Annotated in this window: 15 protein-coding genes; 12 read left to right on the forward strand and 3 right to left on the reverse strand. The window is 71.3% G+C overall.

Features of this window, described 5'->3' with window-relative positions:
• Positions 1-197 precede the first annotated feature (197 nt).
• On the reverse strand, positions 198-1,259 hold the full coding sequence (locus tag ABZ924_RS36155; RefSeq protein ID WP_361919568.1) for a hypothetical protein: 1,062 nt from the start codon (positions 1,257-1,259) through the stop codon (positions 198-200).
• Positions 1,259-2,002: an RNA polymerase sigma factor gene (locus ABZ924_RS36160; RefSeq protein ID WP_361919591.1), complete on the reverse strand. Its 744-nt coding sequence runs from the start codon at positions 2,000-2,002 to the stop codon at positions 1,259-1,261. The genes ABZ924_RS36155 and ABZ924_RS36160 overlap by 1 nt, the downstream gene beginning before the upstream one ends.
• 421 nt (positions 2,003-2,423) lie before the next feature.
• Between ABZ924_RS36160 and ABZ924_RS36165 the strand changes: the two genes are divergently transcribed.
• The 8 genes from ABZ924_RS36165 to ABZ924_RS36200 all read left to right on the forward strand — a co-directional run bounded on the left by ABZ924_RS36165 (position 2,424) and on the right by ABZ924_RS36200 (position 9,115).
• Positions 2,424-3,008 carry a 2-oxo-4-hydroxy-4-carboxy-5-ureidoimidazoline decarboxylase gene (locus ABZ924_RS36165; RefSeq protein ID WP_361919592.1) on the forward strand — a complete coding sequence of 195 codons (585 nt, stop codon included), beginning with the start codon at positions 2,424-2,426 and terminating at the stop codon, positions 3,006-3,008.
• A 133-nt stretch (positions 3,009-3,141) separates the two neighbouring features.
• Positions 3,142-3,522, forward strand: coding sequence for a succinate dehydrogenase, cytochrome b556 subunit (sdhC, locus tag ABZ924_RS36170; RefSeq protein WP_361919570.1), 381 nt, complete (start codon positions 3,142-3,144; stop codon positions 3,520-3,522).
• Between the two features lie 5 nt (positions 3,523-3,527).
• Positions 3,528-4,010 carry a succinate dehydrogenase hydrophobic membrane anchor subunit gene (locus ABZ924_RS36175; protein ID WP_179177605.1) on the forward strand — a complete coding sequence of 161 codons (483 nt, stop codon included), beginning with the start codon at positions 3,528-3,530 and terminating at the stop codon, positions 4,008-4,010.
• Between the two features lie 26 nt (positions 4,011-4,036).
• Positions 4,037-5,791, forward strand: a complete 1,755-nt coding sequence (gene sdhA, locus ABZ924_RS36180) for a succinate dehydrogenase flavoprotein subunit (RefSeq protein ID WP_361919572.1) — start codon at positions 4,037-4,039, stop codon at positions 5,789-5,791.
• On the forward strand, positions 5,791-6,549 hold the full coding sequence (locus tag ABZ924_RS36185; protein ID WP_361919574.1) for a succinate dehydrogenase iron-sulfur subunit: 759 nt from the start codon (positions 5,791-5,793) through the stop codon (positions 6,547-6,549). Before sdhA ends, ABZ924_RS36185 begins: the two co-directional genes overlap by 1 nt.
• 158 nt (positions 6,550-6,707) lie before the next feature.
• Entirely contained in the window at positions 6,708-7,343 is a 636-nt protein-coding gene (locus ABZ924_RS36190; RefSeq protein ID WP_361919576.1) for a Uma2 family endonuclease, read from the forward strand.
• Positions 7,344-7,420: 77 nt separating this feature from the next.
• Positions 7,421-8,530, forward strand: a complete 1,110-nt coding sequence (locus ABZ924_RS36195) for a serine hydrolase domain-containing protein (protein ID WP_361919578.1) — start codon at positions 7,421-7,423, stop codon at positions 8,528-8,530.
• A 48-nt stretch (positions 8,531-8,578) separates the two neighbouring features.
• On the forward strand, positions 8,579-9,115 hold the full coding sequence (locus ABZ924_RS36200) for a hypothetical protein (RefSeq protein WP_361919580.1): 537 nt from the start codon (positions 8,579-8,581) through the stop codon (positions 9,113-9,115).
• Here the strand turns inward: ABZ924_RS36200 and ABZ924_RS36205 are convergent.
• Positions 9,091-9,390: a hypothetical protein gene (locus ABZ924_RS36205; protein ID WP_361919582.1), complete on the reverse strand. Its 300-nt coding sequence runs from the start codon at positions 9,388-9,390 to the stop codon at positions 9,091-9,093. The two genes, ABZ924_RS36200 and ABZ924_RS36205, sit on opposite strands and share 25 nt — an antisense overlap.
• Positions 9,391-9,683: 293 nt before the next feature.
• Here ABZ924_RS36205 and ABZ924_RS36210 point away from each other — a divergent pair, with 293 nt between their 5' ends.
• From ABZ924_RS36210 to ABZ924_RS36225, 4 genes are all read left to right on the forward strand, one after another.
• Positions 9,684-10,859 (forward strand): hypothetical protein, encoded by a 1,176-nt coding sequence (locus ABZ924_RS36210; RefSeq protein WP_361919583.1) that lies wholly within the window; start codon positions 9,684-9,686, stop codon positions 10,857-10,859.
• 130 nt (positions 10,860-10,989) lie between these two features.
• Positions 10,990-11,394, forward strand: coding sequence for a hypothetical protein (locus tag ABZ924_RS36215; RefSeq protein ID WP_361919585.1), 405 nt, complete (start codon positions 10,990-10,992; stop codon positions 11,392-11,394).
• Between the two features lie 3 nt (positions 11,395-11,397).
• Complete coding sequence (locus ABZ924_RS36220) at positions 11,398-11,889, forward strand: DCC1-like thiol-disulfide oxidoreductase family protein (protein ID WP_361919587.1); 492 nt, start codon at positions 11,398-11,400, stop codon at positions 11,887-11,889.
• A gap of 11 nt (positions 11,890-11,900) precedes the next feature.
• On the forward strand, positions 11,901-12,629 hold the full coding sequence (locus ABZ924_RS36225) for a TetR family transcriptional regulator (protein WP_361919589.1): 729 nt from the start codon (positions 11,901-11,903) through the stop codon (positions 12,627-12,629).
• The last annotated feature ends 385 nt before the right edge of the window (positions 12,630-13,014 follow it).

Raw genomic sequence — 13,014 nt, forward strand, 5'->3', positions numbered from 1 at the left:
GCCGGTCCTTCGGGACCGGCCGCCACCGCTTTTTGCATGCAGGGGGAGGGGGAAGAGAGGGGGCGCGGGCAGGGCCGGGGGAACGAACCCCGCCCGCGCCGGGTGCGCAGAGCCCAGGGGTACGGGGGGAACCCCGGCTCATGCGCGGCCGATGACCAGTCGGCTCGTTCTGTACTGCGCCACAGGTTCGAAAAGTGTTACAGCGCGTTGAAGGCGCCGGTCGTGCGCCGCGTCACGGGCGACGAGGACGGCGTCGGGACGGCCGGGACCGCCGGGGCGAGCGTGGGCGCCTTGAGGACGTCACCGCTGTTGCCCGAGGAGCGGGGCACGGTGGTGGAGCCCTTGGTCCCGGACGGCCCGTCGAGGAGCGCCTCGCAGTAGTGCGGGATCCGGGCGAGGCCCTGGGCCAGCTTGGACAGCCGCTCGCGCCGGTCGTTGGTCATGTGCCCCGAGCGGTACGCCTCGCACAGGTCGACCGCCTTCAGGCGGATCTCCTTGTCCTTGTCGTGCAGCTCGGTCGCGCCGCCGAGGGTCTCCTTGCCGGCCCCGCCCCCGGCGCCGCCCGTGGCGGCCGAGCCCGACGAGCTTCCCGTACCGGCGCCGAAACCGGATTCCGCGCCGGTTCCGCCCTCCTGTGCCGAGCCGTCGGCGAACCCGCCCCCGGCCGCGGCGCCGCCGGCCGTGGGCAGGGAGCCGTCGGGGCTGCGGAAGGGGTGGGGGCGCAGCTGCGGTCCGGAGCTCGGGCCCGCGGTGCCGCCGGCCGGGGCCGGGTCGTCGTCGGCGCTGAGCGAGACGGCGGGCCCGGGGGCGGCGGTGTCGTGGGTGACGCGGTCGAGCAGGCCGGCGCCCGCGGCGGCGGCGATGCCGCCCACGGCGACGCTGGCGAGCGCCGCGGCCAGGGCGAACCGCACCTGGCGGGGGCGCCGGGCTGCGGGTGCCGAGGCGAAGGGGGAGGCGGGCACGAAGGTGCCGAGGTCCACCACGGGTGCCGTGGCGGTGGTGGCGGCCGCTACCGCGGAGGCTTCGGCCGACGGCGCGGTGGAGCCGGCGCGCGCCGCGCGGAAGGCGGCGACGGCCGCGGCCTCCCCGGGCAGCTCGGCCCCGGCGGGCGCCGCGGGGGCGGCCAGCATGTCGAGGGCGGCCCGCAGGCGTGCTTCCGCTTCCCGGTCGCGGGCGTCGCCGACGGGGGCGGCCGGCCCGCCGCGCAGCACTCGTTCCGCCGCGGCCTCGTCCAGCCACCTGTTGCGCTCGTCGGCCATCACATGTCCTTCTGCGTCCGCCAACGTGAATGCGTCACACCGGTTTGCTCTACGAGGCCAGCGCCCCGGCCGCGCTGTGCCGGAACGGCGTCGAGATCCCGCTCGACGGCAGCGCCCCGTGCCGGGCCACCGGCATTATGGCCGACCCCGGCCGGCGGGTTTGACCCAGGCTCCGGATCCGTCTCGAAGCCGCCCTCCGCGCCGAGCATCTCGGCCAGTTTCTTCAGTCCCCGGTGGGCTGCGGTGCGTACGGCGCCCGGCCGCTTGCCGAGGGTCTCGGCGGCGCTCTTGGCGTCCAGTCCGACCACCACGCGCAGCACCACCGCCTCCGCCTGGTCCTGCGGGAGGCGGGCGATCAGCGCCATGGTCCGTCCGGTGGACAGGGCCTCCATGGCCTCGCCCGCGGTGTCGGAGTCGGCGGCGCGGCCCGTCAGCTCGGTCTCGTCGCCGCCGATGGCGGGCCGGCGGCCGCGCATGCGGATGTGGTCCAGGGCCCGGTTGCGGGCGACCCGGGCGGCCCAGCCGCGGAAGCGGTCGGCGTCGCCGGAGAAGGAGTCGAGGTCGCGGGCGATCTGCAGCCATGCCTCGGACGTCACGTCCTCCGCATCGCCGTCGCCGACGAGCGTGCGGACGTACCCGAGCAGGCGCGGGTGCACGGAGCGGTACACAGCGCGGAAAGCGTTCTCGTCGCCGCCCTGCGCCGCGAGCACGGCGGCGGTCAGCTCCGCGTCGTCCCCCAGCAAAGTCCCCAACCGTTCCACTGTCCTGTACGTGTGGCGCAAATCAGCACGTTACGGCTTTCAAGTACCTTCGTCCACGAGTTGTACGGGGAGCAACCAATCGTGCGCGAAGCGGGGTGTGACACAAAACGCACGCGCGGCGCTGAGGGGAGTACGGGCTTGTCGCACGAGCCCGTACGGACGGCGACCGGGGCCTCTCCTGTGGGGGGTGGCGGCCTCGGTCGTCTTCCACCCCCTCCTTCCGCCCTTTCCACGGCTCCTCCCCGCGAGCCGCGACGGCGCGTGAAGCACGTCAGCGCCCCAGCGCGTCACCCATCATCCTTCCGGCTCACTTCCGGGTGAAATCCCGGGGTGCGTGCGCCATGTCCCACCCCGCGTCGCTAGCGTGGCGGCACACCCGCGTCGCGTCCCGAGGAGTCCCCCGCTGTCCAGCCATCTTCCGGCACAGGCCCGCGGCAGCTCCGCCCCGTTCCACCCCTGCGGCCTGGTGCGCTTCAACGCCCTGCCGACCGAGGCGGCGGAGGCCGCCCTGCTCCAGTGCTGCGGCAGCCTGCGCTGGGCGCAGCGGGTGGCCGCGCACCGGCCGTACCCGGACGCGGGCGCGCTGCGGGCCGCGGCCGACGAGGCCTCGTACGACCTCTCCCAGGGGGACCTGGCGCAGGCGCTGGCCGCGGAGCTCCCGGTGGAGCTGGGGCGCGGAGCCCCGTACGCGGCGCTGCTGGCGCTGGCCGCCGCCCATGCGGAGTACGAGCGCAAGTTCGGGCACGCCTTCGTGATCTGCCTCGACGGGCATCCGCCGGAGGAGCAGGCCGACCAGCTGCTGGGTGCGATCCGGTGCCGGATGGAACTGGAGGTGGACGAGGAGCGGGCGATCTCGGCGGACGAGCTGCGCCGGCTCGCCCAGGTGCGGCTCGCCGACCTGACGCATTGGCTCGCCTCTCCGGAGGGGGCGACTGCGGCCGATTCGGGCTATTCGGCCCCGTGGGATAGGCCGTCCGTGCCTGTTTGATCACACCGGCGGACCCCGCGCGAAGGAACCGACAAAGCGTCGCTACGATGTCCGGGGCCGGTGGACCGTACCCGGCCGGGCCCGACCGACAACGAAGCCGGCTGGCCCCCGCCCCGCTTCCGGAGGGTTTTCCGTGCCGGCTGGAACGTTGTACCGCGGCCGGGAAGGAATGTGGTCCTGGGTGGCTCATCGAGTCACCGGCGTCCTCATTTTCTTCTTCCTGTTCGTACACGTCCTCGACACCGCTCTCGTCCGCGTCTCCCCCGAGGCGTACGACGATGTCGTGGCTACCTACAAGACTCCGATCGTCGCGCTGCTGGAGTACGGCCTCGTCGCCGCCATCCTGTTCCACGCGCTCAACGGTCTCCGTGTCATCGCAGTGGACTTCTGGTCCAAGGGACCGCGTCACCAGAAGACGATGCTCTGGTGGGTCGTGAGCATCTGGATCCTGCTGATGGTCGGGGCCCTGTACCCCGTGCTCGGCCACGCAGCTGCTGAACTGTTCGGGAAGTGACGCGCATGTCCTCTGACACTTCTTCCGCCCAGGCCATCGGCGACGTGGAGGGCGTGAGCCTCTACGACGTCGACAACCCGGCTCCGTACATCGAGGCCCCGCGCAAGCGCACCGGCAAGACGCCGCGCTCGACCCGCGGCAACTTCGAGATGGCCGCGTGGCTCTTCATGCGCCTCTCGGGCATCGTGCTCGTCGTGCTGGTCATCGGCCACCTGCTCATCCAGCTGGTGCTGGACGGCGGCGTCTCCAAGATCGGCTTCGCCTTCGTGGCCGGCCGCTGGGCGTCCCCGTTCTGGCAGGTCTGGGACCTGCTGATGCTGTGGCTCGCCATGCTGCACGGCGCCAACGGCCTGCGTACCGTCATCAACGACTACGCGGAGCGCGCGAACACGCGGCTGTGGCTGAAGGGCCTGCTCTACACCGCCACGGTGTTCACCATCCTTCTGGGCACGCTGGTGATCTTCACCTTCGACCCGAACATCCGCTAGGCAACGGGGCTGAGGCGACACATCTCATGAAGATCCACAAGTACGACACCGTCATCGTCGGCGCCGGCGGCGCGGGCATGCGCGCCGCCATCGAGGCGACGAAGCGCAGCCGCACCGCGGTCCTGACGAAGCTCTACCCCACCCGCTCCCACACGGGCGCCGCGCAGGGCGGCATGGCCGCCGCGCTGGCGAACGTGGAGGAGGACAACTGGGAGTGGCACACCTTCGACACGGTCAAGGGCGGTGACTACCTGGTCGACCAGGACGCCGCCGAGATCCTGGCGAAGGAGGCCATCGACGCCGTCCTCGACCTGGAGAAGATGGGCCTGCCGTTCAACCGCACCCCGAACGGCACCATCGACCAGCGCCGCTTCGGCGGCCACAGCCGCAACCACGGCGAGGCCCCGGTCCGCCGCTCCTGCTACGCGGCCGACCGCACCGGTCACATGATCCTCCAGACGCTGTACCAGAACTGCGTCAAGGAGGGCGTGGAGTTCTTCAACGAGTTCTACGTCCTGGACCAGCTGATCACCGAGGTCGACGGCGTCAAGAAGTCCGCCGGCGTGGTCGCGTACGAGCTGGCCACCGGCGAGATCCACGTCTTCCAGGCGAAGGCCGTCATCTACGCCTCCGGCGGCAACGGCAAGTTCTTCAAGGTGACCTCCAACGCGCACACCCTCACCGGTGACGGCCAGGCGGCCTGCTACCGGCGCGGCCTGCCGCTGGAGGACATGGAGTTCTTCCAGTTCCACCCGACGGGCATCTGGCGCATGGGCATCCTGCTGACGGAGGGCGCCCGCGGTGAGGGCGGCATCCTCCGCAACAAGGACGGCGAGCGCTTCATGGAGAAGTACGCGCCGGTCATGAAGGACCTCGCGTCCCGTGACGTCGTCTCGCGCTCCATCTACACGGAGATCCGCGAGGGCCGCGGCTGCGGCCCCGAGGGCGACCACGTGTACCTGGACCTGACGCACCTGCCGCCGGAGCAGCTGGACGCCAAGCTCCCGGACATCACGGAGTTCGCGCGCACCTACCTCGGCATCGAGCCGTACACGGACCCGATCCCGATCCAGCCCACCGCGCACTACGCCATGGGCGGCATCCCGACCAACGTCGAGGGTGAGGTCCTGGCGGACAACACCACCGTCGTCCCGGGCCTGTACGCGGCCGGCGAGGTCGCGTGCGTGTCGGTGCACGGCGCCAACCGCCTGGGCACCAACTCGCTGCTGGACATCAACGTCTTCGGCAAGCGCTCCGGCATCGCCGCGGCCAAGTACGCCGCCGAGAACGACTACGTCGAGCTGCCGGAGAACCCGGCCCAGCTGGTGGTCGACCTCGTCGAGCAGCTGCGTGACTCCACGGGCACGGAGCGGGTCGCCGACCTGCGCAACGAGCTCCAGGAGACGATGGACGCCAACGTGTCGGTGTTCCGCACGGAGCAGACCATCAAGACCGCGGTCGAGAAGATCGCGGAGCTGCGCGAGCGGTACAAGAACGTCTCCATCCAGGACAAGGGCAAGCGGTTCAACACGGACCTGCTCGAGGCCATCGAGCTGGGCAACCTGCTCGACCTGGCCGAGGTCATGGCCGTCTCCGCCCTGGCCCGCAAGGAGTCCCGCGGTGGCCACTACCGCGAGGACTACCCGAACCGCGACGACGTCAACTTCATGCGCCACACCATGGCGTACCGCGAGGTGGCGGCCGACGGCAAGGACTCTGTCCGGCTCGACTACAAGCCCGTCGTCACCACCCGCTACCAGCCGATGGAGCGTAAGTACTGATGGCCACCCCCACCCTCGACAAGGTGGAGGCGGAGTCCGCCGCCTCCCCGTACATCACGGTCACCTTCCGGATCCGCCGCTTCAACCCCGAGGTCTCCGACCAGGCGGAGTGGCAGGACTTCCAGATCGAGATCGACCCGAAGGAGCGCGTGCTCGACGGTCTCCACAAGATCAAGTGGAACCTGGACGGCACGCTGACCTTCCGCCGCTCGTGCGCGCACGGCATCTGCGGGTCCGACGCGATGCGGATCAACGGCAAGAACCGCCTCGCCTGCAAGACGCTGATCAAGGACATCAACCCCGAGAAGCCGATCACGGTCGAGGCCATCAAGGGCCTGACCGTGATGAAGGACCTCGTGGTCGACATGGAGCCCTTCTTCCAGGCGTACCGGGACGTCATGCCGTTCCTGGTCACCAAGGGCAACGAGCCGACGCGCGAGCGTCTGCAGTCCGCGGAGGACCGCGAGCGCTTCGACGACACGACGAAGTGCATCCTCTGCGCGGCCTGCACCTCCTCGTGCCCGGTGTTCTGGAACGACGGCCAGTACTTCGGCCCGGCGGCCATCGTCAACGCGCACCGCTTCATCTTCGACTCGCGTGACGAGGCCGGCGAGCAGCGCCTGGAGATCCTGAACGACAAGGACGGCGTGTGGCGCTGCCGCACCACGTTCAACTGCACGGACGCCTGCCCGCGCGGTATCGAGGTCACCAAGGCGATCCAGGAAGTCAAGCGCGCCCTGATCACCCGCCGCTTCTGACCTTCCCGGTCGCAGCTGCACGACGAAAGCCCCGCCCCCCGGTTTGTGCACGGGGGGCGGGGCTTTCGCCTCTTCTGATGAACGGGCCGTCTTCCGGCCGCCGAGCCGCGGGCCGTCCTACGATGATGCTCTCGACAGCAGCCCACGGGAGGCACGTGATGTCCGCAGCACCCGCTGAGCAGCCCTACGGCGAAGCAGCGCCCCCGGCGACGAAGACACTGCTTGACGTTGCCAACGAAATCATCGAGCAGTGCCCCGGCTACCGAGTCGAGATCATCGGAGGTCAGATCTTCGTGACCCCACCGCCCGACGGCCCTCACGCGGAGGCGCTGACCGAGCTGATGCTGCCGTTCCTCGCAGCAGGACTACACCGAGAGAAGGCGAGGGTGCTCCAAGGTATCGGCCTCTGGCTGCCTGACGGCCCCTATGACTACGCCATCCCGGACCTCTCCGTGGTCGATGCCGACTACAAGGAACACTTGGCGAAGTTCAACTGCTACGGGCCCCTCCCGTTCCGCCTCGTTCTGGAGGTCACCTCCGGCAACTACCAGGCCGACCTGCACGTCAAGACCACCGCCTACGCCAATGCCAAGGTCCCCGTCTACGTGATCGTCGACCGCAAGCACAACCGCCTGCACGTCCTCACCGACCCCGCACAGGACGACTACGCCACCCACCGCCTCCACGCCCCCGGTGAGCTGGTCACCCTGCCTGAGTCGATCGGTGCCAAGGTCACCCTGGACGTCGCCGAGGTCCTCACTGCGGCGGGGAAGGCGGCGGCCCAAGCCGAGTAGCACCTCGGGGGATGTTCAGGGTGGTGTGCGGGTCGTCCCCGATGGTCCGTGGATCTTCACGGGCGCAGGCTTGGGGCATGACGAAGATTGCGAACTCCCGCTCTCATGGCCCCCGTTGGACTGCACTCGCCGCCGGTTGCGCGGCACTGGTGGCCGTGGTGGGCGGGGCTCTGCCCGCTGCTGCGGCAGGTGGGGCGGGGCAGGGGTCCGCCGCAGTCGCCGCACCGGCTCCGCGGCTCGACCGGGAAGCCCTGCGGGAGCTGATGGCGCCGGACGAGGTGGCCGCCGGGACCATGGTCCGGGTCTCGGCGCCCGGGCTCCGGTGGACCGAGGCGACGGGCGGGCTGTCGCAGGATCCGGCGGCGTCCTTCCGGATCGGGAGCGTCACCAAGGTGTTCACCTCCACCGTGGTGTTGCAGCTGGTGGCCGAGGAGCGGTTCACGCTGGAGACTCCCGTACAGGAGCTCCTGCCCGGGACCCTGCCCGCGCACTGGCACCCCATCACCGTCGGACAGCTGCTCAGCCACACCAGCGGGCTCGGGCTGCCCTGCGTGGCCCCCGAGAACCCGCAGGCGCCGACGCCCGCCGCGGTGATCGCCGCGCTCACCGACCCGGCCTGCCCGGCGCCCGAGTACCCGGTCACCCGGCAGCAGTACAACGGCTTCAACTACTTCCTCGCCGGGATGGTGGTCGAGAAGGTCACCGGGCACCGGTACGCGGACGAGGTGCAGCGGCGGATCGCCCGGCCGCTCGGGCTGCGGCACACCTATCTGCCCGCCCCCGGCGACACCGCGATGCCGACGCCCTCGCTCGCCGCGCCCTCCGCGGTCGAGCCGTGGGCCTGGGCCGAAGGCGGGATGATCTCCAACGGCCCCGACCTGGAGCGGTTCCTCGGGGCCCTGCTGCGCGGCCGTCTGCTCCCGCCCGCCCAGCAGCGCGAGCTGTTCGCGATGCCCGCGCTCTCGCAGGGCGCGCAGGACCGGTTCAGCAACGCCGGCCTGTTGCGCGCCGAGCTGGCGGACGGCACGGTCGTCTGGGGCAAGACCGGCTCCATGGAGCCCTACACCAACGGGGTCTTCGGCACGGGCGACGGCCGCCGGGTGCTCGTCTACTCGTACACCGGCGTCACCCGTGACCCGGTCGCGCAGCGCCGCCGCGCCGAGGACCTGGTCGCCGCCGCCTTCTGAACCGGGTTACCGGGTCGCGCGGACGGCCGCTGTGCAAAGATCGGCCCCATGAGCGAGCAGCAGCCGAATCCCTACGCGAGCAACAACGGGGCGCCGGGCAGCCCGAGTTACGGCTACCCGCAGCCCTACCCGGCGAACCCGGGCTACCAGCCCACCGTCGGCGGCGCGGGCATCCCGGCCCAGCCCCACCAGCCGCCGGCCTACCCGCCGGCCCCCCTCCCCGGCCCGGCCACGGGCGGCGGCGGATCCGGTCTGGCGCTCGGCGACATCACCATCGCCGGCGACCAGATCATCACCCCGTCGGGCACGATGCCGCTCAAGGGCGCGATGTGGAACGCGCAGGACCTCTCCCGCACCGAGACGAAGATCCCGCCGCACGCCATCGTGCTCGCGATCGTCTTCTTCCTGTTCTGCCTGCTCGGCCTGCTGTTCCTCCTCATGAAGGAGAAGACCACCACCGGCTACATCCAGGTCACCGTCACCAGCGGCGGCCGGCACCACTCGACGATGATCCCGGCGACCGACCCGGGCACCTTCCAGTGGGTCATGGGACAGATCAACTACGCGCGCTCCCTCAGTATCTGACGACTGATCGTCGGGTCGGTGATGCCGGTGTCATCCGCCGGCATCACCGCCTTGCTGAGGATCACCGCCAGCATCCGGTCCCCCTCGAACGGCAGCCAGCCGGCCTCCGGCCCCCGCTCCGACCGGCCTGCCGGGACGATGCACAAGTACTGCTCCCCCGGGTCCATGAGGACGTTGCCCGAGCCCAGGTGGATCCGGTACGCGCGCAGCTCGCCCCGCACGTGCAGGTAGCGGCCCTCGACCCGGCAGCGGTCGGCGATGGCGAGCCGCGGCACCAGCCGCTCCAGCAGGGCCCGGCGGGTCTCGGCGCTCTGGTTCAGCTCGCCGAAGCCGTACCCGGACCAGTAGGTGCGGAAACGGCCTCGAGCTCCAGGCCGCCGCGGCGGCCCTCGGCCGTGGTCTCGTCGACCACTCTCACCTTTCCCATGTCCCGCAGCGTACGAGCGGCCACCGACAGTCCGTGACGACGGCCCGTAGGGCCCGGTACGGCCCGGATGGCAGGCGGACCGGCGGCGTGCCACGCTGGGAGGTGGGCCCGGTCTCGCACGGACGCACCGAGAGGGCCGCCATGGCCGATTTCCTGGTCAACACGACCACCCGGGACTTCCAGTTCCAGCCGTTCGCCGCCGCGCAGCTCGGCACCACGTACACGGTCATGTGGGCCGACGGGAGCGACGCGGCCGTCAAGGGGCAGCTCCTGAAGACGGACGGGACAAGGATCGCCGGGGAGTTCACGGTCAACGTGCCGACCCCGACGGACGGCAGCACCAGCCGCGCGTGGCCGGCCTTCGCCTTCTCCGGCTCCAACACCTTCGCGGTCTGGGTGGAACTCCCCTCCGCCGCCCCGCCGCCCGCGCCCCGGGTGAAGCTGCAGCGCTTCTTCGACGGGCAGCGGCAGGGCTCCGAGATCCAGGTCAACACCTCGGACATCGACCCGGGGACCCGGCCCGGCGTCACCCGTCTGCCCGACGGCGGCTGCGTGGTCGTCTGGCTCGGCGCGCGGCAGGACCGGCGCGTCCTGGCGCGCCGGTTCGATGCGGAGGGCGAGGCGACGGGCCCCGAGTTCTCCGTCGCCACCGCGGCGGGCGGGCACACGGGGGCGGCGGTGACCGTGCTCTCGGACGGGAACTACGTCGTCGCATGGAACGCGGCGGCCGGCAACCGGCTCACGTTCCGGTTCTTCGACCTCGACGGGGACGCCCCGCGCGGTGGCGAGTTCAGCCCGAACCTCACCGCGTTCGCCGGCCGGGGCGCGCTCGCGCCGCTCGACGACGGCCGCTTCGTGCTGGCGCACCTGAGCCGGATCCGGGACAGCGACCTCGGCGAGATGCAGAGCACCGTCGTGGCGAGCGTGTTCGACGCCGACGGCGCCGAGGTGGCCGCCGTCCCGGCCGGCGAGCCGCGGGGCGTCACCCGCTCCTCGCCCGCGCTGGCGCCGCTTCCCGAGGGGCGCTTCCTGCTGGGCTGGGTCGAGCGGAGCGCCGTCAGCCCCGACTCCGTCCCCACGGTGATGGCGGCGCTGTGCTCCGCCGACGGGGGCCTGCTCGCCGAGCCGGTGACGGTGAGCACCGCCGCGGACGGCACGCGGTTCCAGCTGTGCGCGGCGACGGCCGTCGGGGGGAACGGCGCCCAGAGCGCACTCCTCGTATGGGCGGACGACAGCCCCGCCAGCGGCGGCGGCACGCCCGCCTTCTCGGTCCGCGGCCGCACCTTCGAGGTCACGGCGGCAGGACGGCTCCTCTGATCCGGCTGCGGGCAGCGGCGCAGGCGCCCAACGATTTGAACTCGTTCGAAAGATGACTTGAACCCGTTCAAAGACAGGTCTACAGTCAGTCCTGCCAACGAGTTGAACACGTTCAAGGGGGGCGAGGGCAATGGACCTCACCGTCGTCGCATACGTCATCTACCTGCTCATCAGCATCGGACTCACCGTCTGGGTGGCCCGCACGCTCAGCCGCAACGGGCGCGTCTTCATCGCCGACGTCCTGCACGGCAACGAGAAGCTCGCGGACGCCGTGAACCACCTCCTGGTGGTCGGCTTCTACCTCGTCAACATCGGCTTCGTAACCCTCTACCTGAGGTCGGCCGACAGCATCGACACCGCACGCGGCCTCTTCGAGGCACTGTCGGTCAAGCTCGGCGTCGTCCTGCTCGTCCTCGGCGTGATGCACCTCGGCAACGTCTGGGTGCTGAACAAGATGCGCCGCCGCGGGATCATGGAGCGCCAGCAGACCCCGCCCGTCGCCCCGCAGGGCTGGACCGCTCCGGCCGGGGCCTGACCGATGTCCACCGCAGCGCAGGCGCAGGCCACCCGGTACCTGACCGTCCTGTACGACGCGCACTGCCCGCTCTGCGTCCACATCCGGCACTGGCTGCTCGGACAGCGCTGGCTGGTGCCGCTGCGGCTGGTGCCGGCCGGGTCCCAGGAAGCGCAGCGGCGCTTCCCGCGGCTCGACCACGCCGCGACCCTGCGCGAGATCACCGTGATCGGCGACTCCGGGCAGGTGTGGACCGGCACCGACGCCTTCATCGTGTGCCTGTGGGCGCTGGCCGAGCACCGGCCGAAGGCCAACTGGCTCGCCACCCCGGCGGGCCGGCCCTTCGCCCGGGCCGCCATGTACACGGCCTCGGCCTGGCGCCAGGCGGTCCGCACGGGGGTCGGACCGCAGGGCGCGCCGGACGGCACGGCGCAGGCACAGTCGGACGCGGGGACGTGGGCGGTCGCGGATCCGGAGGGCACCGCCTGTGGCGACCACTGCTCCGCGCCCCGATAGGCTCGTACACCGTGACTGATCAGAAGGCTCCCAAGAGCGAACAGACCCGCACGCTCATCCTCGAAACCGCGCTCCGCCTCTTCCAGGAGCGCGGCTTCGACAAGACGACCATGCGGGCCATCGCCAAGGAGGCCGGAGTCTCGGTCGGCAACGCCTACTACTACTTCGAGTCCAAGGAACACCTCGTCCAGGGGTTCTACGACCGGATCGGCGCCGCCCACCAAGCCGCGGTCCGACCCATCCTGGAGCAGGAGACGGACCTGCAGAAGCGGCTCGCGGGCGTGCTGACGAGCTGGCTCGACATCGCGGCGCCGTACCACGAGTTCGCCTCGCAGTTCTTCAAGAACGCGGCGGATCCGGAGAGTCCGCTGAGCCCCTTCTCTCCCGAGTCCGAGCCGGCCCGCAAGGCCGCGATCGACATGCACCGGGAGGTGCTGGCGGGCGCGAAGACGAAGGTGCCGGACGAACTGGCCGACGTGCTGCCGGAGCTGATGTGGCTCTCGCAGATGGGGCTGGTCCTGTACTGGGTCTTCGACCGGTCCCCGGACAGCGAGAAGTCGCGGCGGCTCGCCCAGCGCGGCGCGCAGTTGACGACGCGGGGCATCGTCCTGGCCCGCTTCCGGGTGCTGCGGCCGCTGGTACGGGAGCTGCACGAACTCTTCGCGGACTTCCTGCCGGGCATGGCCCAGACGGCCGCGTCAAGAAAGAAGCCCGCCTCGGCCCCCGACCCGGCCGAATAGGCCCCGCCCGGGCCCGGCAAATCCAGCCCCGCCGGCGTTCGAGGCGCGGGGCCTGGGGCGCCACCCCCCCCTGCGCACCTGCCCGACCGGGCCGGTCCGCCTTCGAAGCCGAGGCTCGGCAAAATCCAGCCCCGCCGGCGATTGAGGCGCGGGGTTTGGGGCGGCGCCCCAGCCACCCCGGCCCGCCGACCACCAGGCCCCTACCAGGCCCCCCGACCTTCGAAGCCGAGGGTCGACAAAACCAGCCCCGCCGGCGATTGAGGCGCGGGGTTTGGGGCGGCGCCCCAAGAAACCCGGCTCCGCCGGGCAGGGGGGGGCGCCCCCCCCCCCCCCCCCGGGGGGGGGCGTCGGGGTGGGGATGTGTGTTGGGAATAATGTGTTTATA

It is taken from the genome of Streptomyces sp. NPDC046876, assembly GCF_040645035.1.
Lineage (GTDB): Bacteria > Actinomycetota > Actinomycetes > Streptomycetales > Streptomycetaceae > Streptomyces.

Bases quoted from the DNA above. Each gene is read 5' to 3' on its own strand.
- ABZ924_RS36190 (WP_361919576.1), top strand. From the start codon at position 6,708: ATGTCCGCAGCACCCGCTGAGCAGCCCTACGGCGAAGCAGCGCCCCCG.
- ABZ924_RS36195 (WP_361919578.1), top strand. From the start codon at position 7,421: ATGACGAAGATTGCGAACTCCCGCTCTCATGGCCCCCGTTGGACTGCA.
- ABZ924_RS36210 (WP_361919583.1), top strand. From the start codon at position 9,684: ATGGCCGATTTCCTGGTCAACACGACCACCCGGGACTTCCAGTTCCAG.
- sdhA (WP_361919572.1), top strand. From the start codon at position 4,037: ATGAAGATCCACAAGTACGACACCGTCATCGTCGGCGCCGGCGGCGCG.
- ABZ924_RS36185 (WP_361919574.1), top strand. From the start codon at position 5,791: ATGGCCACCCCCACCCTCGACAAGGTGGAGGCGGAGTCCGCCGCCTCC.
- ABZ924_RS36215 (WP_361919585.1), top strand. From the start codon at position 10,990: ATGGACCTCACCGTCGTCGCATACGTCATCTACCTGCTCATCAGCATC.
- ABZ924_RS36200 (WP_361919580.1), top strand. From the start codon at position 8,579: ATGAGCGAGCAGCAGCCGAATCCCTACGCGAGCAACAACGGGGCGCCG.
- ABZ924_RS36220 (WP_361919587.1), top strand. From the start codon at position 11,398: ATGTCCACCGCAGCGCAGGCGCAGGCCACCCGGTACCTGACCGTCCTG.
- ABZ924_RS36155 (WP_361919568.1), bottom strand. From the start codon at position 1,259: ATGGCCGACGAGCGCAACAGGTGGCTGGACGAGGCCGCGGCGGAACGA.
- ABZ924_RS36175 (WP_179177605.1), top strand. From the start codon at position 3,528: ATGTCCTCTGACACTTCTTCCGCCCAGGCCATCGGCGACGTGGAGGGC.